The sequence below is a fragment of the Nocardia sp. genome (assembly GCF_025465275.1).
Lineage (GTDB): Bacteria > Actinomycetota > Actinomycetes > Mycobacteriales > Mycobacteriaceae > Nocardia.
This window is the reverse complement of record NZ_JAODNK010000118.1, coordinates 19,357-41,816: the sequence shown is the minus strand read 5'-3', so window position 1 is coordinate 41,816 and position 22,460 is coordinate 19,357. Positions and strand designations below refer to the sequence as shown.

Annotated in this window: 18 protein-coding genes and 1 tRNA gene; 8 read left to right on the top strand and 11 right to left on the bottom strand. The window is 66.2% G+C overall.

The window, feature by feature from the left end; translation table 11 throughout:
• Positions 1–52 precede the first annotated feature (52 nt).
• Positions 53–1,441 carry a serine hydrolase domain-containing protein gene (locus JWN03_RS26510; RefSeq protein ID WP_297620576.1) on the top strand — a complete coding sequence of 463 codons (1,389 nt, stop codon included), beginning with the start codon at positions 53–55 and terminating at the stop codon, positions 1,439–1,441.
• Between the two features lie 236 nt (positions 1,442–1,677).
• Here the strand turns inward: JWN03_RS26510 and JWN03_RS26505 are convergent, their stop codons facing one another.
• Positions 1,678–5,058, bottom strand: a complete 3,381-nt coding sequence (locus JWN03_RS26505) for a BTAD domain-containing putative transcriptional regulator (RefSeq protein WP_297620573.1) — start codon at positions 5,056–5,058, stop codon at positions 1,678–1,680.
• Positions 5,059–5,219: 161 nt separating this feature from the next.
• Here JWN03_RS26505 and JWN03_RS26500 point away from each other — a divergent pair, with 161 nt between their 5' ends.
• From JWN03_RS26500 to JWN03_RS26485, 4 genes are all read left to right on the top strand, one after another.
• Positions 5,220–5,630: a PaaI family thioesterase gene (locus JWN03_RS26500; RefSeq protein WP_297620570.1), complete on the top strand. Its 411-nt coding sequence runs from the start codon at positions 5,220–5,222 to the stop codon at positions 5,628–5,630.
• A 92-nt stretch (positions 5,631–5,722) separates the two neighbouring features.
• Positions 5,723–6,799, top strand: a complete 1,077-nt coding sequence (gene mraY, locus JWN03_RS26495; RefSeq protein WP_297620567.1) for a phospho-N-acetylmuramoyl-pentapeptide-transferase — start codon at positions 5,723–5,725, stop codon at positions 6,797–6,799.
• A gap of 86 nt (positions 6,800–6,885) precedes the next feature.
• Positions 6,886–7,866, top strand: coding sequence for an aldo/keto reductase (locus tag JWN03_RS26490; protein ID WP_297620564.1), 981 nt, complete (start codon positions 6,886–6,888; stop codon positions 7,864–7,866).
• A gap of 134 nt (positions 7,867–8,000) precedes the next feature.
• Positions 8,001–9,332, top strand: coding sequence for a YhgE/Pip domain-containing protein (locus JWN03_RS26485; protein ID WP_297620561.1), 1,332 nt, complete (start codon positions 8,001–8,003; stop codon positions 9,330–9,332).
• A 94-nt stretch (positions 9,333–9,426) separates the two neighbouring features.
• Here JWN03_RS26485 and JWN03_RS26480 read toward each other — a convergent pair.
• Positions 9,427–9,500 (bottom strand) — tRNA-Ile (locus JWN03_RS26480).
• A 185-nt stretch (positions 9,501–9,685) separates the two neighbouring features.
• Entirely contained in the window at positions 9,686–10,066 is a 381-nt protein-coding gene (locus JWN03_RS26475; protein ID WP_297620558.1) for a DUF4234 domain-containing protein, read from the bottom strand.
• Positions 10,067–10,195: 129 nt separating this feature from the next.
• Between JWN03_RS26475 and JWN03_RS26470 the strand changes: the two genes are divergently transcribed.
• From JWN03_RS26470 to JWN03_RS26460, 3 genes are all read left to right on the top strand, one after another.
• Complete coding sequence (locus JWN03_RS26470; RefSeq protein WP_297620555.1) at positions 10,196–10,624, top strand: nitroreductase family deazaflavin-dependent oxidoreductase; 429 nt, start codon at positions 10,196–10,198, stop codon at positions 10,622–10,624.
• A gap of 207 nt (positions 10,625–10,831) precedes the next feature.
• Positions 10,832–11,857: a TerC/Alx family metal homeostasis membrane protein gene (locus tag JWN03_RS26465; protein ID WP_297620552.1), complete on the top strand. Its 1,026-nt coding sequence runs from the start codon at positions 10,832–10,834 to the stop codon at positions 11,855–11,857.
• 3 nt (positions 11,858–11,860) lie between these two features.
• A complete protein-coding gene (locus tag JWN03_RS26460) occupies positions 11,861–12,355 on the top strand; it encodes a hypothetical protein (RefSeq protein WP_297620549.1) in 495 nt (164 codons plus the stop codon).
• A gap of 608 nt (positions 12,356–12,963) precedes the next feature.
• Here JWN03_RS26460 and JWN03_RS26455 read toward each other — a convergent pair.
• From JWN03_RS26455 to JWN03_RS26420, 8 genes are all read right to left on the bottom strand, one after another.
• Positions 12,964–14,733: an SDR family oxidoreductase gene (locus JWN03_RS26455; protein WP_441343061.1), complete on the bottom strand. Its 1,770-nt coding sequence runs from the start codon at positions 14,731–14,733 to the stop codon at positions 12,964–12,966.
• Positions 14,734–14,750: 17 nt separating this feature from the next.
• Positions 14,751–15,860, bottom strand: coding sequence for a PDR/VanB family oxidoreductase (locus tag JWN03_RS26450; protein WP_297620543.1), 1,110 nt, complete (start codon positions 15,858–15,860; stop codon positions 14,751–14,753).
• Positions 15,857–16,762, bottom strand: coding sequence for a metal-dependent hydrolase (locus tag JWN03_RS26445; protein ID WP_297620541.1), 906 nt, complete (start codon positions 16,760–16,762; stop codon positions 15,857–15,859). The genes JWN03_RS26450 and JWN03_RS26445 overlap by 4 nt, the downstream gene beginning before the upstream one ends.
• A 192-nt stretch (positions 16,763–16,954) precedes the next feature.
• The gene (locus tag JWN03_RS26440; RefSeq protein WP_297620604.1) at positions 16,955–18,817 is read right to left on the bottom strand and encodes an amino acid transporter; all 1,863 of its coding nucleotides are present in this window, start codon (positions 18,815–18,817) and stop codon (positions 16,955–16,957) included.
• 221 nt (positions 18,818–19,038) lie between these two features.
• On the bottom strand, positions 19,039–19,827 hold the full coding sequence (locus tag JWN03_RS26435; RefSeq protein WP_297620538.1) for an N-acetylmuramoyl-L-alanine amidase: 789 nt from the start codon (positions 19,825–19,827) through the stop codon (positions 19,039–19,041).
• 37 nt (positions 19,828–19,864) lie between these two features.
• Positions 19,865–20,284: a MarR family winged helix-turn-helix transcriptional regulator gene (locus JWN03_RS26430; RefSeq protein ID WP_297620536.1), complete on the bottom strand. Its 420-nt coding sequence runs from the start codon at positions 20,282–20,284 to the stop codon at positions 19,865–19,867.
• On the bottom strand, positions 20,274–21,650 hold the full coding sequence (locus JWN03_RS26425; RefSeq protein ID WP_297620533.1) for an MFS transporter: 1,377 nt from the start codon (positions 21,648–21,650) through the stop codon (positions 20,274–20,276). The genes JWN03_RS26430 and JWN03_RS26425 overlap by 11 nt, the downstream gene beginning before the upstream one ends.
• Entirely contained in the window at positions 21,647–22,435 is a 789-nt protein-coding gene (locus JWN03_RS26420) for a serine hydrolase (protein ID WP_297620530.1), read from the bottom strand. The genes JWN03_RS26425 and JWN03_RS26420 overlap by 4 nt, the downstream gene beginning before the upstream one ends.
• Positions 22,436–22,460: the final 25 nt, after the last annotated feature.

Here is a 22,460-nt window from a genome sequence, read left to right as displayed (position 1 = left end):
GATGAGCGGCCGAAAACGAGAGCCGCACACCGAGCACAGGAGAGGTACTGCAATGTCGAACAACGCACTGTCGTCGGATATCGCCCTGTCGGAGATCGTCGAGGCCACCGCGACCGAATTCGGAATTCCCGGCGTCACCGTCGGCATCTGGGTCGACGGCCGCGAGATCTTCGCCTCGCACGGCGTGACCAGCATCGAGAACCCGCTGCCCGTCGACCCGGACACGCTGTTCACCATCGGCTCGATCAGCAAGAGCTTCACCGCCACCGTGCTCATGCAACTGGTCGCCGAGGGCAAGCTCGACCTGGACGCACCGGTCCAGAAGTACGTGCCGGAGCTGCGGCTCACCAATGCGGAGGTTGCGGCCACGATTACGGTGAAGCAGCTGCTCAACCACTCCGCCGGGCTGGATTGGAACCTCATCAACGACACCGGCGAGGGGGACGACGCGCTGGCCGAGTTCGTGGCACAGCTGGCCGAGATCCCGCTTGTCGCCGCCCCGGGCGTGCGGTCCTCCTACAGCCAGGCAGGCTTCAATCTGCTCGGCCGGGTCATCGAGAAGATCACCGGCCAGACCTTCGAACAGGCCGTCACCACGCGCGTCCTGCGCCCGCTGGACATGACCACCAGCAGCTACTCGCGCAACGAGATCATGACGCGGCGGTTCGCGGCCGGACACGAGCGCGGTGAGGACGGCGAACTGTCGGTGCAGCGGTCCTGGAACGGGAATCGCGCCAATAACCCCGGCGGCGGCATCTCCTCCTCGGTCGTGGAGCAATTGCGCTGGGCCCGTTTCCATCTCGGTGACGGTGCCGCCGTGAACGGCGAGACCGTGCTGCCCGCCGAGCTGCTCGACCTCATGAAGCAGCCGACCATCGAGATGAAGGCAAGCACCCTCGGCGACGCCCTCGGCCTGTGCTGGTTCCTGCGCGATGTCGACGGTGTGCGCACCGTCGGGCACGGCGGATCAGCCTTCGGTCAGTTCTCCGAGCTGCTGCTGGTGCCCGAACGGAACTTCGCCATCTCGATCATGTCCAATGCCAGCCCCGACGGCATTCCGTCCAACCAGGCCATTGTGCGCTGGGCGCTGGAGCACTACCTCGGCGTGATCGACAAGGATCCGGAGCCGTTGGCCTACAACGAATCCCGCGCCCAGGAGCTGGTCGGCACCTACGAGATCGACGCCATGACCATGACCGTCCTCGCCGACTCCGAGGGCCTGTCCCTGGAATGCCGCATCCGCCCGGAAATCCGCGCCGCCTCGGAAACCGAACTCCCGCAGGACCATCCCGCATTCCCCTTCGGCATGCTGCCCGGCGACACCGACGAGTACATCATCACCGACGGCTCCTTCAAGGGCCAGCGAGGCTACTTCAGCCGCAACACCTCCGGCGCCATCACCGGCCTGGACCTCGCCGGCCGCCTCTTCACCCGCGCCTAGCGATCACCGAGAGGGCTCTCACGGTGGGGACACGCCGAAACTCCCCACCATGAGAGCCCTCTCGGCGTTTGACGTCGGAGGGTGCGAACCCGCCATCGAGCAGCTGCGCGCATGTGGTCCGGCCGCGCACGGAATTGCTGTCAATTCCGTGCGCGGCAGGACAATTTGCGCGCGGGGTGGCAGGACATTTCGGCGCGGGGCGGGGTATCGATCCGAACCGGACCTCACGGAGGGGGTCAGGGGCGGGGGGTGGTTTCGGATCGGAGTTGGTTGAGGGCTTGTTCTCGGGGGAGGTCGGACCCTTGGAGGTATGCCGCACGGAAATCCTGCTCGCCGAGGCGATCGACCAGTTCGGTGATGAGCGTCTGCAATTCCGGCTCGCCGTCGTCGAATACGCCTCGGATGACCGCTGTCATGCCCAGTGCGGTGGCCGCGGACGACGGATCGTTCTCCAGCAGTAGCAGTTTCGCCAGCAGTTCCGTTGTGTGTGCCACGGCCTGGGTGACGGCCGCGACATCTCCATTGACGAATGAGCTTTCGATGATTTCCGGCAGCAGGGCCCGGGCCTGCGCGGCGGAACCCGCTGCGAGCCGGTTGGCCATGCGGGCGACCGCGATTCGGTTCGCGGCCAGGCCCTCCGGGAACGGCAGCCGTCGAATGCGTTGCTCCAGCTGCTCCAGATCTCGGTCGGCCTGCGCGATATCGCCTGCGCGCCGGTGCAATTCAGCCAGGCTGAAGCCCATGACCGCGGCCATACGGGAGTAGCCCAGTTCCTCGGCCTGCCGCTGCGCCACCTGAACATCGCGTTCGGCCTCCGCCAGATCACCGCTGCGCATGCGCTCACGTGCCAGTTCGGTGCGCGCGGTGAAGACGTCGTCCTCCATGCCGAGCTCCGAGGCGATGACCACGGCCCGCCCGAACGCCGCCATTGCCTCCTGGTGCGCGCCCCGCAGCGAATGATCCCGCCCTACGGCGAGTAACGCCATCCCCAAGCCCCAGCGATCCCCCGCAATCTCGAAGTCACGCAGCGCTTCCCGCCGCTCCACTGCTCCCGCGAGCAACTCCCCCCGTCCGGTGAGCGCCAGATCCCGTGCCAAATGCGCACTCGCCCGCAACCACGGATCCGGCGACTCCAGCGCTTCGGCGAGCAGCCGCTCCCCCACCTCCTCCTCCCCGACCTGAAACGCGACCAGCGAAGTCCACAGCGGCAATCCCGGATGAAATGCCAGCGCCCCCGTGCGCACACAGTCATCGACCAACCCACGCACAGAACCGGATTCAGCCCCCGGAGCCCCGGCCATCAACTGAATAACCCCGAACGCGGCCCGCACATCCAGCGGCAACGCCTCCCCGAACCGCAGCACCCCGGCGATAGCACTCTCGAACTGACTGCTCATCCCCCGAATCCCCCAGTACCAGAACATGGCCCGAGCAAACCGAGCAACGAGCTCCGCCTGCTCAGAAGTTGCCTCACCTGGACGACCGCTCGAAGCGATAGTGCCACGCCGCGTCGCAGGGGAGCCGTCAGCCGAGGAAATCTGCGCAGCAGAGTCCGGTCCGACGGCTCCAATCGCGTGAACGGAAGAACCCCCGGCGATTTCGGCCGTACCGTTCGTCATCCCGGCAGGCTTTTGGCCGGGATCTACCTCAGCCCGATCGATCTCAAAGGCCGCCGGCGCGGCAATCGGGCCGACAGAGGCGGTGCGCAGGGCGGCGGCCATATTCGCGTGTTCGGCGTCGAAAACGGCTATGGCGCTGAGTTGTTCGCCGGTGCGCAGGAGGGGTTCCTGCTGTTCGGCGAGGGTCAGGTAGTAGTGGGCGAAGGCTGGGGCCGGATTGTCGGAGGAGTCGGCGAGTTGGTCGGCGGCGTAGGCGCGGATGGTTTCCAGCATGCGGTAGCGGGGCTTTTCGCCGCCGGAGGATTCCACGAGAGACTTCTCCACCAGTGCGCCCAGGACGTAGAGGATGTCGTCGGCGGGGAGCTCCTTGTCGGCGCAGATCGCTTCCAGCGCTTCGACTGTCGCGCCACCGGGGAACAGCGAAAGTCTGCGGGCAAGTACGCGTTCGGGGTCTTCGAGGAGATCCCAGCTCCATTCGACCAGGGCGAGCAAGGTGCGCTGGCGGGGCAGCGCGGTGCGACTGCCCGAGGTGAGCAGGCGGAAGCGGTCGTCGAGGCGGCGGGCGATCTGGTCGACGCTCATGGATCGGAGCTTGGCGGCGGCGAGCTCGAGGGCCAGTGGGACACCGTCGAGCTTGCGGCAGATCTCCACGACGGGCGAGGTGGTGTGCTCATCGAGAATGAAGCCCGGACGGACGGCGGCGGCCCGGTCGAGGAACAGTTGCACCGCCGGAGAGCGCTGCGCCACAGCCGGTTCCGTCGCCTCGGCCGGGATGTCGAGCGGGCCGAGGTGACACAGCGCCTCGCCGGTGATCGCGAGGGGTTCCCGGCTGGTGGCGAGTATTCGCAACTGCGGCAGTCGGTCCAAGAGATGCGCGGCGAGCTCGGCAGCAGCGGCGATCAGGTGTTCGCAATTATCCAGAACCAGTACTGCCGCAGCGACATCCAGCAATTCGGCCAGCCGTGCCGTCTTGTCCGCAGGCAGACCGTCGGCGGCATTGTCGAGCGCCCTGGCAACCGCATCGGCAAATTGGTCGGGCGCACCGATCTCGGCAAGAGGCACGAAAAACACTGGGCCACCGTGATATCGGGACATGGCTTCCAGCGAGAGCCTGGTCTTTCCGGCCCCACCCGGCCCGACAATAGTGACCAGCCGGGAAGTAGCGAGCAGCTTCGCGAGCCCTTCCAGCTCACTGTCACGACCGACAAAGCTCGTCAGCCGCGCAGGGAGCGTGCTGCCGACGGGTTCCCTTCGCACAGCAGGGCTTTCGAGCTCGCCACGCAAAAGCGCGAGATGGGTGTCCCGCAATTCCGCAGACGGATCGATGCCGAGCTCATCGCCCAGCCGCTCCCGCATGTCCTCGTACACCGCCAGCGCATCGGACTGCCGCCCGGCCGCGGCCAGCGCCCGCATGCGCAGCGCCGCCAGCCGCTCGCTCAGCGGATGTTCGGCACCGGCCACCTCCAGATCCGCGAGAATGTCGGCGTAGCGCCCCAACTGGAGTTCGGCCGCGAATCGGTCCTCGACGGCCGCGGCCCGCAGGTCGTCCAGCCGGGCGGCGACAACCTGCACGAACGGCGCATCCTGCACATCCCCGAGCACCGGTCCGCGCCACAATCGCAGCGCCTCGGCGAGCAGCGCGGCCGCGGCCTCCGCCCGCCCGGCCGCGAACTCCCGCCGCCCGCGCTTGATCAAATGCTCGAACCGCTCGGAATCCACTTCGACTCCCGGCAGCCGATACCCACCGGCCGTGAGCTCCACCGTGCCCGCTTCGCGCAGGGCCCGCCGCAGCCGCGATACCAGGGCCTGCAACGCACCCGGTGCGTCGGCGGGCGGCTCCTCGCCCCACAGCCCGTCGATCAGCGTCGCCACCGATACCGTCCCGCCCGCTTCGAGCGCGAGCCGGGCCAGCAGCATGCGCACTCTGACCCCGCCGATCTCGATCGACGCTCCCGTATCCGTCGACGCCTGAACCGGCCCCAGCACATCTACCCGCACCCGGCGAGTCTCGCAGAACCGCTGACCATCCCGATACTCGCCGCGTCGGACCTTCGTATGGTGCGGTATCAGCGGCCTCCTAACCCGAGCCACCGGTCTCCGCCCCGGCATTACCCCCGAGGTAATCGCGACGCGGCACCTCATGCGGCAGAGTCGAACCCATGACCGACACCGCACTGGATCCGCTCGGAACCCAACTCTTCAGCACCATGCCGTTCGCCGATCGCCTCGGCATCGAGGTGCTCGAGCACGGACCGGAGCAGGTCCGCAGCCGCCTGGCCTGGGACGAATCACTGTGCACCCTCGGCGGCGGCATGCACGGCGGCGTGCTGATGGCGCTCGCGGATTCCACCGGCGCGGTCTGCGCCTTCCTGAATCTGCCGGAGGGCAAGCAGGGCACCACCACCGTGGAGTCCAAGACCAATTTCCTGCGCGGTGTCCGCTCGGGTTATGCCACCGCCACCGCGCGGCCGCTGCACGCCGGGCGCAGCTTCATCGTCATCGAGACCGAGATTCGTGATGATGCGGGCAAACTCGTCGCCAAGGTCACCCAAACGCAGGCCGTCCTCTGACAGGCGCCGACCGCGGAGCCGAACCCACCTGTGAACCGCTCCGGGGGCTGCGGATAGCGTCAGCTCAACTGTTCGCGGCACGAGGTGGGTAGATGAGGCAGATCTTTTTCGCGGTCATGATCGCATTGGCGGTGTCGATCACACTGACACCGCTGCTGATCAAGCTGTTCGCGAAAAGGAATGTCGGGCAGGAGATCCGGTCGGATGGTCCGGCCAGTCATCAGGCCAAGCGCGGCACGCCGACGATGGGCGGCATTGCCATCATCATCGGCATGTGGGCCGGTTATCTGGGCTCGCATCTGATCGGAATGCGCTATGACTCAGAGGGTTTGACGGCCTCCGGACTCCTCGTCCTCGGTTTGGCGACTGCCCTCGGTGTGGTCGGTTTCCTCGACGACTTCATCAAGCTGTACAAACACCGCAATCTGGGCCTGACTGCCAAGGGCAAATACCTCGGGCAGCTGACCGCGGCCATCGTCTTCGGGATCCTGGCGCTGCGTTTCCCCAGCAATTCGGGCCTGACCCCGGCGAGCCGGCACCTGTCCTACGTCCGCGACTACCCGTTCCTCTCCTTCGGCATCATCGTCTTTCTGGTGCTCGTGGTCTTCCTCGTGATCGCCTGGTCGAACGCGGTCAATATCACCGACGGCCTCGACGGCCTGGCCGCCGGATCCATGGCGCTGGCCCTGGGCGCGTATGTCATCGTCACCATCTGGCAGTACACCAACGCCTGCTCGATCAAGCCCGGCCTCGGCTGCTACACCGTGCGCGACCCGCTGGATCTGTCCCTGGTCTGCGCCTCGGGCGCCGCCGCCTGCATCGGCTTCCTCTGGTGGAACGCCGCCCCCGCCAAGATCTTCATGGGCGACACCGGTTCCCTCGCCCTCGGTGGCCTCATCGCCGGCATCTCCATCACCACCCGGACCGAACTCCTCATGACGGTCATCGGGGCCCTCTTCGTAGCGGAAATCCTCTCCGTAGCCCTGCAGATCGCCGTCTTCAAAGCCAACCGCACCCGCCTCTTCAAAATGGCGCCCTTCCACCACCATTTCGAACTGAGCGCCTGGCCGGAAACCGCCGTGATCATCCGCTTCTGGCTGCTCGGCGGCATTGCCGCCGGCGTCGGTCTCATGCTCTTCTACGGCGAACACCTCGCCGCCACCAGGTAATCGCGCCACCACTCCCATAGGAGCGCCGATGAGACCCATCGGAATTCCTATTTGCGCGATCCCTGCCCCGTCAGCACGATGGGGGCATGCAGCAGCACCAGCTCGGCAGCGAATTGACCACTTCCGCAATCGGTTTGGGATGCATGGGGTTCTCCCAGGGTTACGGCGCGACCGACGACGACGAGTCGATTGCCGCCATCCACACCGCAATCGATGCCGGTGTCACCCTTTTCGACACCGCAATGAGCTACGGCGGCGGCCCCAACGAGCGTCTCCTGGCCCGCGCATTGCGGGACGCCGGCGAACAGGTCCGAGTAGCAACCAAATTCGGCATCATCCGCACAGATTCCGGCGTCCACCTGGACGGCAACCCCGCACACGTTCGCGAATACTGCGACGCATCACTGCAGCGGCTCGACCGCGACGTCATCGACCTCTACTACCTCCACCGCATCGACCCCGAGGTACCGATAGCCGAAACCGTCGGCGCCATGGCCGAATTGGTCCACGCCGGCAAGGTCCGCCACCTGGGCATCTCCGAAGCAACCCCGGAACAGCTGACCGAAGCCGCCGCGGTGCACCCCATCGCCGCAGTGCAATTCGAATGGTCGATGCTGTGGCGAGAGCCCGAACGCGACATCGTCCCCACCGCCCGCAAACTCGGCATCGGCCTGGTCCCCTACAGCCCTCTGGGCCGCGGCCTGCTCACCGCCACACTGGACTCAACCACCGTGGCCACCAGCGACTTCCGCCGAAACGACCCCAGGTTCCAAGGCGACCACCTCGAAAACAATCTCTCCCAGGTAGCCGCACTCCAGGACCTAGCCACCCGCCTGAACATCACAGCCGGCCAACTAGCCCTAGCCTGGCTCCTGGCCCAGGGCTCCGACGTAGTCCCCATCCCCGGCACCCGCCGCTCCGCCCGAATCCTCGAAAACGCCGCCGCCGCAACAGTAGAACTAACCCCGGCCACCCTCGAAGACCTGGAAAAATTGGTCTCCCCCGAAGCCTGGACAGGCGACCGCCAATCCTTCGCGGCCCCCTCCACAACCAGATCGACCGACTAACCCCTACGGTCGAAGAATTCTCGCCGACAACCGCGCCGCGGCGCGGTGGTCGACCGCCGGCGTCAGCAGCGTGTCTGACCAATCGCGCCGGGGGCGTGGACCCCAGCGATTGCGGCAGTTGAGTTGGAAACGGGGTGGCGAGCGCGAATGTGATCAATAATGATCAATACTGCCTCATGACCGCCACCAATCCTCAGGTGCCCGTCAAGGCCCTGCTGCGCGTCCCCAAGCTCTGGCTTATGCCCACCCTTCTCAGCACCCTGCTCACCGTCGTGTTGTCCCTGGTTTATATGGGCGGCGTGGTCAATCCCATGGGCAACCTGGACCGATTGCCGATCGCCGTCGTCAATGCGGACCAGGGTCAACCCCTGCCGGGCCAGCAGCAGAACCTGGGCACCCAGATCACCCAGTCCCTCACCGCCGGCACATCTCACGCGGTCGACTGGCGTGTCCTGACCCAGGCCCAGGCGCAGGACCAAATGGACTCGGGCAAGGTCTACGGCGAGTTGTCCATCCCGGCCGACTTCACCAACTCCGTCGCCGCTCTGGTCACGAACACGGCGACCGCGCGCCCCACACTGACGGTGCTCACCAACCCCGGCACAGGCAGCCTCGGATCCTCCTTCGCTCAGACCATCAGCACCCAGGCCGCCCAGCAGGCGTCCATGACGCTTGGATCCCAACTGGCCGCAGCTGCCGGCCCCGACGCCGATGCCGCCGCCAAACTCCTGCTCGCGGACCCGGTTCACATCACGATCCAGCCCGGACACCCCCTCGGCCAGCACAGCGGCCTGGGCCTGACCGCCTTCTACTACGCCCTCGTGATCGTCATGATGAGCTTCTTGGCCGCCAACGTCATTCAAAGCGGCGTCGACTCCGGACTCGGCTACGCCGACACCGAGATCGGCCCCTGGCACCGCCGTCGGCCGACCGTCCCGATCAACCGCACCCGAACCCTGCTGCTGAAGATGGCCATGACCGCCGCGCTTACCGCGGTCACCGTCACCCTGCTCATGGTCTCCACGATCGGCATCCTCGGCATCGATGCTTCCCACCTGCCGCTGCTGTGGATCTTCTCCTACTGCGCGGCACTGGCCGTAGCGCTCGGAGCGCTGGCCATCTACGCCGCGTTCGGCGGAATCGGCCAACTGGTCGCCATGGTCGTCTTCGTGGTCATGGGTCTGCCTTCTTCGGGCCTGACCATCCCCCTGCAGGCAGTCCCAGGCTTCTACCGCTTCCTGTCCCGGTTCGAACCCATGCACCAGCTCGCCGGCGGCGTCCGATCCATCCTCTACTTCGACGCTCGCGGCGACGCCGGACTCACCCACGCCTGGATCATGATTGCGATCGGGCTGATCCTCGCCCTGGTCTTCGGCTTCGCCATGACCCGTTACTACGACCGCAAGGGCCTGCGCCGCCTAGTCCCCCAGCCCGCACCCCCCGCCACCCCCGACGTTCAAAGCTGAGCACCCGGCGCACAGGCCTCGCTCAGATCAAATGTCCACCTATGCAACAATTTTCGCAGATGCCATGGTCTGCCATCCTGCCCAGGTTCATAAGTGGGGCGGGCGGGGCTCGAACCCGCGACCAATGGATTATGAGTCCACCGCTCTAACCGACTGAGCTACCGCCCCTTGACCGCTGCGGAGTGCTGCGGGCCTCGCGATGCTACCGCGAGGAATGGGAGGATGCCTAGTTGGGCCCGCGGGTTTCCACGGTGTCGTAGGTTGGGGGGCGGAAGACCCCCGGCGGGGATGGCGCCGGGGGTCTTTCGTTGCGGTGCCTCGGCCCGAATCGGGCGGGGCAGGGCGGGTTTCGGTTATCGGTCGAAGCGGTCGGCGATCTTGTTGAGCTCGAGCTGGTAGTAGAGGATGCCGAGGCCGAAGACGAAGTTGAGGAGGAAGCCGAGGATCGGGTTGCAGGTGCCTTCGAGGCCTGCTGCCTGTTGGGATTCCTTGATGCGGGTGCCGGTGCGCCAGAAGCTGATGATGGCGGCGATACCGGTCCAGGACAGGAAGATCATGACCAGGAGCGGGCCGGCCACGGGGGCATCGGGGTCGCGGCGGAGTTCTGCCATCTCCTTGTGGATCTTGTAGTACCAGACCAGGAAGTAGATCCCGAGGGTGATGAGTGGCCAGACGAGCCACACCAGCACGGGGTTGCGGCTTTTGATCGGAGAGGCCACCAGGGCAGTGTTCATTTGTTCGATCCTGTTGTGTTCGAGCGGATTTCGAGCTCCCGGCAGCGCGGGCCAGGCCACCGTATCGGCGGCTTCATGATCAGATCGTGAACCGCATAGGCTGTCGTTAACACGAGAGCAGGAGGACAAATGGCGAATCTGTTCGGGAATGTGCTGCGCGGCCACCAGTGGCTTTACGAGAACACCGGCGGGCTTGTCGGGCACCGGCTGCTGTTCGGCAATCCGACGCTGCTGCTGCGGACGGTCGGCCGCAAGACCGGTCAGCCGCGGACATCGGCGCTGACCTATGCCAAGGACGGCAAGGACTACCTGGTGACCGCATCCAATGGCGGCTCCTCGAAGCCCCCGGGCTGGCTGGCGAATGTGAAGGCCGCGCCGGAGGTCGCGATCCAGGTCGGCACCACCAAGATCCAGGTCACCGCTCGACCCACCTATCCCGACGATGCGGACTACGAGCGGCGATTCGCGCTGGTCGACAAGGTCAATGGGGGCCGGTACGCGGAGTATCAAAAGAAGACGTCACGACCGATCTCGGTGGTGGTTCTCAGCCCGCGCTAGGCCCAACTTGCCGCGCCGGGTGACGACGCACACGGCGCGGCAAGTTGGACACGTGAGTTAAGGGTCGGCTATCCTCTGCGGCGAGGGGAGTACTTCCCAAGAATCATTCCGGTCAATACGGATCGCGCCATCGCGATCCCCGGGTGGTTGCCCGAGGACACGGGTGAAGGAGACCTCAGGCGGTTTTTCCTGCCCGAGGAGGTCCCTATGAGTCCTGAACTAACGCTCTTTGCCAGTCCCGCCGCCATCCACACCATCGGCACACCATGGCTGTGGGGCGGCACCATCGCCGTCGTACTGGCCCTGCTGGTACTGGACTTCGCGATCACCCGCCGCCCGCACGAAGTGTCCATGCGTGAGGCCATCGGCTGGACCGTCTTCTATATCGCCCTGCCGATCGCCTTCGGCATCTTCCTGTGGACCGGCCACGGCTCGACCACCGGCATGGAATTCTTCACCGGATATCTGCTGGAGAAGTCGCTGTCGGTCGACAACCTGTTCGTCTTCATGCTGCTGCTGTCGGCCTTCGCGGTCCCGGCGGCGCTGGCACAGCGAGTGCTGCTGTACGGCATCGCCGGTGCGCTGGTGCTGCGCGGCATCTTCATCGCATTGGGCGCGGCGGCCCTGGCCACGCTCGACTGGGCGTTCCTGCTGTTCGGCCTGATCCTGCTGGTCACCGCCGTGAAGCTGCTGGCCGATGCGGCGGGTGGGCACGAGCAGGAAGTCGACGTGTCGTCGATGAAGTCGGTCAAGCTGATGCGCCGGTTCATGCCGGTCACCGACGACTACCAGGGCACCCGCATGACCGTCCGGCAGGCCGGTCGCCGGGCGCTCACCCCGCTCGCCCTGGTGGTGGCCGCGGTCATGGCCACCGACCTGGTCTTCGCCGTCGACTCCGTCCCCGCGGTCTACGGCGTCACCGGTGACCCGTTCCTGGTGTTCGCCACCAACGCCTTCGCGCTACTCGGTTTGCGCGCACTGTATTTCGTGCTGCACGCCGCGCTGTCGCGACTGGTGCACCTGGCCTACGGCCTGGCCGCCATTCTCGCCTTCATCGGCGTGAAGCTGGTGCTGCACTGGGCGCACGGCATCTGGAGCGGCGTGCCCCAGATCCCGACCGCCACTTCGCTGGTGTTCATCGTGGTGGTGCTGGCGACGGTCACCTTCACCAGCCTGCGCGCAACCCGCGGAGAACAGCGGCATGCGGGCGAGGAACCCACTGTCGTACCGTGAATCATGGTGCTGCAACGCTTCCGGCGTCCCCGGCTCGATGAGCTGAACCACGTCGTGGACGCCCTGGAACTCCCCGAGGCCGTTTACAAGACCAGTCCGTGGCAGCCCCGGGAACTCGTGGAAACCGGTCTGCGGCAATGGTTGCGCTGCTGCGGAGCCGCCATGCGGGACGATCAGGTGATCGGTATGCCCTCGCATGCGGTGGACGAAGCCTGGCACGGGCTCATCCTCTGCACCCTGCGGTATGCGCGGTTCTGCGACGCGGCGTACGGGCGATTCCTGCACCATTTCCCGGAGGGTGAGGGTTCCCGCGGAATGAACGCGGACCCGATGGCGGATCAACTCGGGCGCACAGTGGTGGCCTGGTCCATGGTGGCGCGCCCGGGTGAGCGGTGCGTGCTGTGGGACCTGGATACGGTTGCGGGAGTGGATAACCCGTGGGGCATCCCAGCCGAGCGGGTGGCCGCCATCGAGCAGGCACAGATAACCAGCGGCTGAACGGCTCAGTTGCCGCCACCGCCACCACCGCCGCAGCCCCCGCCACCACCGCAACCACTGCCGCCACCACACCCGCCGCCACCGCAGCCACTACCGCCGCCACACCCGCTATGGCCCCCGCCGCACCCGTGCCCACCGTGGCTGTGCCCGCCGCCGGATCCCCCGTAGTAACCGCCGGAATTGGAAGAACCATCCGAACTCCCGTAAGAACCACTGCCCCAACGCCTTCGGTTCCTTCGCCGCCCTGCTCGGCGATCCATCCCGATGAACAACGCCAGTACCGCGATCAAGAACGCGCCCATCACCACTATCCCGGTCATCAGCTCTCGCCCCTCCCCTGCCGAACGGCAGTAGTCGTGCTATAGCCGAAAGCTACTGGCACGCGGACCGCCCCGACAGACCCCGGAATTCGGGGAACAGCGGCCGGTGTGAACCACATATCCGCTGGGTACGAAAACACCCGCGCCACCACAGCGACGACCGCGCGGCCACGGCAGCGATACCCTTAGCCGCCATCACCCCGGTGCACATTCGCGGGCAAGGATTGAAATGAGTGTGCCCCCTGCGGATATTCGCAGGGGGCACATGCTTATTCCGAGGACGCGCGGCTACGTCAGCTTCACCCGCGCCGCGAAGAAGCGGGCAACGGTCGGCGCGAAGCGGTTGAAGCGGTACTGCAACCACGCCTCGGGCGTCACCGGCACGATGTCACGTCCCTGTTCGACCGCCTTGACGATCTGCGTCGCGACCTTCTCCGGCCCGTAGCGGCGCGCCGCGTAGAGCTTGTCGAAGCGCTCCTGCTTGGCCGCCTCCTCCGCGGCGGAAACACCCGAGAAGCGAGTGGTGGCAACAATATTCGTGTGCACGATGCCGGGGCAGATGGTGTGCACGCCGATGTTCTTGCCCGCCAGTTCGGCGCGCAGGCAGTCGGAGAACATGAACACAGCCGACTTGCTGGTGGAGTACGCCGAGAAACCACGCTGCGGAGTGTATGCGGCCATGCTGGAGAGATTCACGATGTGACCGCCGAGCCCACGCTCGGACATGGCCTTGCCGAACGCCCGGCAGCCGTTGACCACGCCGTACAGATTGATATTCAGCACCCGATCGAATTCGGCTGCGGGAGTGTCGAAGAAGTCCCCCGCCTGACCGATCCCCGCATTGTTGATGAGGATGTCCGGCACACCGTGCGCGGCGATCACCGTGGCAGCGTGCTCATCGACGGCCTCCGCGGAGGATACGTCCAGCTGGTAGGCGTGTGCCGTACCGCCTTCGCGGGCAATGAGTTCCACCGTCTCCTTGGCGGAGTCGAGGTTGATATCCGACAGCACCACCTCCGCACCGCCCCGCGCGAAGGCGAGCGCAGTCTCGCGGCCGATGCCACTGCCGCCGCCGGTGATGACCAGCAGCTGATCCTCGAATTTCCGCTGCTCCCGGCCGACTTCGGCGCGCCGCAGCGTGCGCGGGGTATCCCCGGTGCGCAGCGAGTCGATGAGTTCGGCGGTGGAGGTCGCCAGCAGCTCGGGATGCGAGAACGGCAGCCAGTGCCCGCCGCCGACCTCGCGCCGGTACAGGTTGGGTGCGTACTCCTTGGTATCGGCATAACCGGCCGGCCGCACCGCCACATCACGACGAGCGATGATGAGCTGCACCGGAACCTCGGTGCGACGATCACGCGGACCGGTCATGCGCTGCACGATATTCGCCCGGTAGATGCGCATACCGTCGAAGAAGTCGCGCCGGAACTCGGGCCCGAATTTGATGTTCTCGGGCGAGGTGTCATTCATGAGACCGACGAACCGCGACCACACCTTCTCGGTGCCGAGCGGGCGCAGCACCACCTTCGGCAGCCCGGGCGTCATGAACAGCCCGGTGTAGGCCGAGGACAGCAGCTGGGTGAAGGGACCCCACACCTTACCCCGCGAGAGATCGGCACGCACCCAGGCGCCCATGTGGTCCAGGTTCGGCCCGGACACCGAGGTGAAAGACGCTACGCGCGTGGCCGCTTCGGGCTCGCACACCGCTTCCCACATCTCGACCGAGCCCCAGTCGTGCGCCAGGATGTGCACCGGCTTATCCGGGCTCACCGCATCGGCGACGGCGAAGAAATCGGCGGCGAAATGCTCGAGCCGGTAGTCCTCGGTGCGGTCGGTCCGCGTGGAGCGACCGTGCCCGCGGGTGTCATAGGTGACCACATGGAAGCGGTCGGCCAGCAGCGGCACCACCCGATCCCACAGGTGATTGTCATCGGGCCAGCCGTGCACCAGCACAACAGTTTCCGCGGAGGGCTCACCGTATTCGTAGACGGCGATCTCGAATTCGCCACTGCGCACGACGCGCTCGGCCGCGGCGATGATGGTCGGTTGATCGGTCACGATCTTCTCCTGGGAGGGTGTCACAGGTCCAGGACCAAACGGTCGCCGGCGCAACGGGATACACAGATGAGCATGTCGCCGGCGGTCCGTTCGCCGTCGGTGAGCACGGTGTCGCGATGGTCGATCTCGCCCGCGAGCGTACTGACCCGGCAGGTGCGGCAGAAGCCTTGGCGGCACGAATACGGGCTGTCGGGGCGAACTTTCAGGACCTCTTCGAGCACCGACTTGTCAGCGGGAATGTCGATGACCTCGCCGGTACGAGCCAGCTCCACCCGGAAGGCGGTGCCGTTCACCACCGGCGGCGGCGAAAAGCGCTCGGAATACAGTTCCACGCCCGGCATTTCGCGCACCGAGTCGGCAATGGCCTGCGTCATGACGACCGGCCCACAGCAGTAGACGGAGGTATCGGTCCCGACCCCGGCCAGTAGATCGGCCGCGGTAGGTATTCCGTGCTCGTCATCGGTACGGATGGTGACCCGATGCCCGAAGGATTCGACCTCCGACAGGAACGGAATGGTGTCGCGACTGCGCCCGGCGTACACCATGGTCCAGTCCACGCCGAGCCGGTGCGCCATGCGCACCATCGGCAGGATCGGGGTGATGCCGATACCGCCCGCCACGAAATGCACTCGCGCGGCGGAGGATCCGTACCCCGGCAGTACGAAGGGGAACGCATTGCGCGGCCCCCGCACCGTGACCGGTGTTCCCACGGTCAGCGAATCGTGCACCTCGAGCGATCCGCCGCCGCCGTTCGGTATGCGGCGCACCGCGATTCGATAGGCATGCCGGTCCGCCGGATCACCGCACAGCGAGTACTGCCGCACCCGCCCCGACGGCAGTTCGAGATCCAGGTGCGCACCCGGCCGCCATTCGGGCAGCGCCCGCCCGTCGGCCGCGGTGAACATCAGGCTGATGACATCGGTGTCGTGCGCTTCCACCCGGCGCTGGACCAGCACCAGCGGCAGCCGCCGATCATCGACGCGGGCGGGCGGTTCGTGCCGGTTCACCAGGGTGGTCCAGCGCAGCCGGGTCTCCGCGATGGCATCGAGCACACGGGTGGCGCGGTCGGAGCGCCCCTTCCCGTACAGGTCGAGCGGCGGCTGCGCGGGAACCGGTCGGCTCCCGCTCACGAGGCCATGGCTCGGGCAGCCGGCGACTGCGCGAGGTAAGCGATGGCCTGCGCGCTGGAACCCACGGGCTCGGGGGTGTACCCGGGCTTGAAGGTGGACAGCGCACTGATCAGCAGCGACGGAATGCCGGGTACCGCACCCCGCCACATGGAGGCGAAGATCCGGGCGACCAGCACCGGATACCGGTGATTGGGCAGCGACGGGTCCTGATGCACCAGATACTTGGTGCCGCGCAGCAGCAGTGCGATGAAGATCGGGAAGACGATCAGCATGAGCGCACCGCGCCGCAGATACCCGACCCCGAAGTACTCGGCCACATCGTGCGCGACCATGCGGTGTTCGACCTCTTCGGCCCCATGCCAGCGGAACAGGTCCAGCATCTGCGGGTCGGCGTCGAACTTCTCCAGATCGGCATTGAGCACCCAGTCGCCGAGGAAGGCGAAGAAGTGCTCGAGGGTGGCGATGACGCCGAGCCGCTCCACCAGCACCTGCTGCTGAGCGGCCGCGGACCCCATCTCACGGTGGCCGAGAGTCTTGCGGAACAGGTATTCCGCCTGTCGCACAAACGGTTCCACATCGATGCCGTGCGTGGCGAGGACCTCTTCGAGCGCGCCGTTATGGCTCTCGGCGTGCATGGATTCCTGGCCGATGAAGCCGATCATGGCCTCGCGCAGCTTCTCGTCCCGAACCAGTTCGAGGGCTTCCCCGTAGGTCACGAGGAACATGCGCTCACCCTCGGGCAGCATCATGCTCAGCGCGTTCAGTACATGGGAGGCGATCGGTTCGGCGGTCATCCACACCGGGGCGGTATTGGACCAGTCGAAGTGCACGTTCCGGGCGTGCAGGGCTACCTCACCGGGTTCGGTCACCGGTCGGCGGCCCAGTTTCGGAAGTAGCTTCATCGATACTCCTGGTGTCGAGTTCTTGACAGCGTTGTCGGAGACCCGGGTGAGCGGACCCACAGTCACCTATTGCTTCGTGAGCGTAGCAATATTCTACGCGTACATGAAACCCACGGTTACATCTAAACCGGTGACAGCACGAGAACGGCCCCGCTGCGCAGTGCGTCAGCGGGGCCGGACGGTTTCGGAAGGTCAGCTGTCGACGTGCACGTGCGGCCGCTGCGACCTGCGGGGCACGGCCCGGCGCAGGATTTCGCGGGTCACCGGAGCGACCTCGCCCTCACCGAAGAACATGAACCGCATCAGGTTGGTCAGCGGATTGCCCTCGGTCCATTCGAAATACACGTGCGGGGGCGCCCCGGTGCGATCGCGAATGGCCAGCAGGATGGCGGCAATACAGTTCGGCACGGCCGCGGCCTCGACCGAAAGGATGTGGTACTGGTCCACATCCACCTCGGTGACCAGCAATTCGGTGCTGAACTCGGACGGGTCCCGGACGATGACCTCGAGGAAGAGAATCGGCTCCTCCGCGGGGATATGGCTTTCGCGCCGCTGATCGGCTTCCTTCTCCGCGTACTCCTCCGGCTGCCGATTATCGATATCGTGCGTGACGATGCGGACCTCGCCGCGCGCGGCCAGATCGTCGATCATCTGCGCGGCCTTCTCGTCGAAGGTCACGTGCACGGCACGCAGTTCGAAGGCCCGGCGGAATCGGGAAGCGAACGACACCACAAGAATCGCCAGAATGAACAGCAGGGCCAGTTGCGCGCCCTCCGGCTTCTCGATCACATTGTCGATGGTGGTGTAGACGAAGATCGCCGACACCACACCGAAGGCGAAGACCCGCGACCGCTGCTTCTTCCGCGCCGCCGACAGCGTCACCGCGACCGCCGCCGAGGTGATGAGCACCAGCACACCGGTCGCATAGGCCGCGCCCTGCGCGTCGACACTGGCATTGAAATACCAGGTGATACCGAACGAGACCCCCGCGAAAACCAGCACCAGCGGCCGAATCTGGCGCGCCCACTCCGGCGCCATGCCGAAGCGCGGCAGATAGCGCGGCACCAGATTCAGCAGGCCGGCCATGGCCGAGGCGCCGGCGAACCACAGGATGGCAATGGTGCTGATGTCGTAGACCGTGCCGAAACCATTGCCCAGATACTGATGCGCCAGGTACGCGAGCGCACGGCCATTGGCCGGTCCGCCGTCCTTGAACGCATCCTCCGGAATCAGGATGGTGGTGATGAAACTGGTGATGATGAGGAAGCCGCTCATGATGAACGCGGCCGTGGTCAGCAGTTTGCGCGCACCGACAATGCGCATGCGGGGGAATTCCTCGGTGTCCTCCGGGCAGCCCTTGATCTGCGGCATCACCGCCACACCGGTCTCGAATCCCGAAAGACCAAGTGCCAGTTTCGGAAACACCAGCAGCGCGACGCCGATCATGGCTATCGGACTGCCGTGCTGCGCGGTGAGCGCATGGGTCCAGTCGGTGACCATGGACCCGTTCTCGGCCACCTTGACGATGCCGACCACCGCGACCACCACGTTCAGCGCGAGGTACACCCCGACGAGCACGACCGCGATGCTGATGGCCTCACTGAAGCCCTTCAGGAACACCGCCGCCAGCAGCGCCAGCAGCACCAGCGTGATGATCATGTTCTGGTCGTGCAGGAAGCCCGGAACGTTCGGGTTCTCGACAATATGCGCCGCGCCGTCGGCCGCAGACAGCGTCATGGTGATGGTGAAGTCGGTGGCCGCGAAGCCCAGCAGCACCAGAATCAGGATCTTGCCCCACCAGTTGGGCAGGAAATTGGCGAGCATGGCGATGGAGCCGCCGCCGTGCGGACTCTCCTTCGCCACCCGCCGATACACCGGCAGCGCGCCGAGCAATGTGAGCGCCACCAGCACCAGGGTGGCCAGCGGCGAGAGCACGCCTGCGGCCAGCGCCGCGATACCGGGCTGATACCCGAGCGTCGAGAAGTAGTCGACGCCGGTCAGGCACATCACCTTCCACCATGAATGCTGATGTTCCTTGGGCGGGCGTTTTGTCATGGGCCCGGGTAGCTGGGAGTGCTGCTCCCCCGCGTCCTCGAGCAGCCAGGCCGCGAATCGCGAGCGTGGCTGTACGTCGGTCGTGGTCAACAGAGTCCTCCCCGGAACTCAAGTGTCCGGTTTCCCGGAGTCTGCAATGACCTGGTCAATGTACTCACGGCAAACCGGGCATCTTTACACCCCGCGCCGTGAGTCGCCGAGACCGTTGTGCTAGCCCGGATCTAGCCGAGGTACCCCATGATCGCGTCGGTGAGGGAAGCGGCCAATCGGGCACGCCCGTCCGGGGATTCGAGCATTGCGACATCGCCCGAATCGCGCATATTGCCGCATTCGACCAGGGCAGCCGGGACTGTGGAGAAATTCAGCCCCGCGAGGTCCGCGCGCGGGTCCAGACCATGGGAGCCGACATAGTTGGATTCGGTGAAGCCCTTGCCGTCCAAACCGTCGCGCAGCGCGGTGGCCAGCCGGATCGACGGATCGCCCTGCGAATCGTTGACCGCGGGCGAGGAGTAGGCCACATGGAACCCGTGGTCACCCTCGGGAGCGCCATCGGCGTGAATGGAAAGGACCGCCGCCGCACCGACCCGATTGCCGAGCGTGCCGCGCTCATCAACACACGGACCCCAGCCGGTGTCGTTGTCGCGGCTCATGACCACCTGAATGCCGCGCGCGGTCAGCAGATCCCGCACCTGCTGCGCCACATCCCAGTTGAATTCGTGCTCGCTGTACCCATCATTGGCATTGGTGCCGGTGGTATTGCAGGATTTCATGCCGCCGCGCCCGTCCGGAACCTGGGCATTGATCTCATCGGGATGCGCACCGCCACCGCCATTGTGGCCGGGATCGATGACCACGATCCGGCCGGCGACCGGGAATCCCGGCAGCGCAGGCAGATCCATTGCCGGCCGATGCTGCACCGGGGTCGGCACGGCCGCGGACCCGGTTCCCCCCGCCGCGATCAGTAGTGCACCGCAGATGGCCGCCGTCGATTTCCAGTGTCGGTTGCGCACCCGGCCCACCCTACGGCCCGGATGGCCCACAGTTAAGTCACTCTTCGAGCTTGTGCAGCAGATCGGCGAGTGTGCGCAGTTCGGCCGGGGTGAGGGTGGCGAGGGGCGGCGGCGCGGGATCGGGCGTGGCGAGTATCTCCGCGACCGCCTCCTGCCCGGCTCGGGTGAGCGACACCAGTTTGCAGCGCCGATTGGTCGGATCGATCTCGCGCACGACCAGGCCGCGTTCCTCCAGATCGTTCACCGCCACCGTGGCCGCGGGCGCGTCCAGAGTGGCGGCGTACGCGACCTGTTTGACGGACATCGGACCGGCCGCCAGACGCCGCAGCACCCGAATTCGGCTGAACGGCAGGCCGGTTCGCTCCATGGCGGAACGCCGGTAGGCGTCGCGGCTGTCCATCACCAGATGGGTGATCTGTCGCCACACCTGGTCCGGGGTGGGGGTGTCATCCGGCATGAGCGGGGACCTTCTGTTCGAGCAGCGGAGCGACGCGATCACGGGTCCGGTATGCCCACGAGGTGTTCGCGGCGACTCCCAGCATGGGGATGGTGACGGCGAACATGGCGATCGTCCACCACAGCCCCGAACCGGTGAGCGCGCCACACAGTGCCACACCGAGGCTCACACCGACCTGACGACTGGTGGAGGCCACCGCGGCCGCCGCGCCGGCGCGATCGAGCGGCATACCGCTCACCGCGGCCGTGGTGATGGGTGCGTTGACCATGCCGAAACCGATGCCGAACAGCGCGAACATAATGATCAGCTGCCACACCGGGGTATCCGGCGCGAGCCGGGTCAGGCCGACCGCGGCGACGGTCATGAACACGCCGGCCGCCAGCAGCGAGGGCCGGGTGCCGTACCGGCCGACCAGCCGGCCCGACAGCGGCGAGAAGACGAGCATGCCCAGCGCCATCGGCAGATACAGCAGACCGGTGTGCACGGCCGAAAAGCCCCGTATCCCTTGCAGATACAGCGAGACATCGAAGAGGAAAGCACCCAGCGCCGCGAAGGCGGCAACCGCGATGACGGTGGCGGAGGTGAACGGGAAGCTGCGGAAGAAGCGCAGATCGATAAAGGGTGAGGGGTGCCGGGACTCGTGCCAGATGAAGCCGATGAGCGCCGCGGCGGTCAGTACGAAGATGATCGGCTTCTTCTCGATCAGGCCGAACACCAGCGTGAACATAATGGTGATGGCCAAAGCCTGTCCGGCCCAATCCATTCCGCGGTACTTGGCCGACTTCGATTCCGGCACGAAGAGCGTGGTCAGCACGAGCGCGACCGCGACGATCGGCAGATTGACCCAGAACACCGACTGCCAGCCCAGCGAATCGATGAGCACCCCGCCGACCAGCGGGCCCAGGGCCGTCGAAATGCCGACCACGGCGCCCCAGACACCCACGGCGCGAGCACGTTCCATGCGCCCGGTGAAGACGGTGGTGATGATCGACATGGCGACCGGGTTCAGCATGGAACCGCCGACGGCCTGCAGAAATCGTGCGCCGATGAGGAAATCGATGCTGGGCGCCAGGCTGCACAGCAGTGAGCCCACGGCGAAGGTGATGAGTCCGATCCGGAAGATCCGCTTACGGCCGAAGCGGTCGGCGGCCGCGCCCGACAGCATGAGCAGGCTGGCCAGGGTCAGGGTGTAGACGTCCACGATCCACTGCAGCCGGTTGAGCCCGGCGCCGAGATCGTCCCGAATGGTGGGGATGGCGACATTCACGATGGTCGCGTCCATCGAAGAGATCAGCAGGCTGAGACAACAGGTGACCAAGATCAGCGTCTTACGCTGCTTGCTGAGTTCCCCGACAGTTGTAATCACACAACGATTGTGAAACTAAAACTATCCAGCCGCAAGCCCGGGATTGCGTGCAACAGCTCACGCCCCGGCGCCGGCATCCCGTCGAGCATCGCGTTCACCGCCCCGAGCACATCCTCGGTCTGCTGCTCGGGCGTGCCGTAGGTATGGGCGGTGACGGCGAAGCCCGGGCCGAACGAGGCCGACGACACCTCCGGCACCCCCGTATCCGACCAACCCCACTTGGTGCCCTGCACCCGGGGCAGGCGAGCGGTGCCCCAGTCCTGCCTGGTGCCGTCCGCGGCGACCTCGCCGGGCCCTCGCATCCAGGTCAGGATGGGGCTGTCCGGATCCGAGCGCAGTTTGGCCACCAGGAATTCGGACACGTCGGCGGTGCTCGTCGAGGAGGTGCCCCACTCGGCGGTGCCGCGCGTCGCGGTGAGCCCGTACTCGGCGGCGATCTCATCGATGGCATGCGGATATTTCGCGGCGATGGCATCCGCGGCGGCATTATCGGAGTAGCGAATCATGCGCTCCCCCAGGTCTTTATCGTCTGCGGACGCGTCGCCGTGGCGCAGCGCGTAATCGATCAGGTACAGCTTGGCGAGAGACAGCGCGCTGACGCTCTCCGACTCATTGGCCGTGCCCCACGCCAATCCGGGCACCACCGAGCGCACGGAGATCGCAGTGCGGGAGGGAGTCTGGACGGGCGCCGGTACAGGCACGCTCGGCTCGGCCGCCGCAGTGGGCACGACGCAGAGGCACATACCCGCCGCAACCACGCCGATCAGCCCTGTCCAATAGCCCACAGCTACCTCCGGGTCGAGCCCCGCC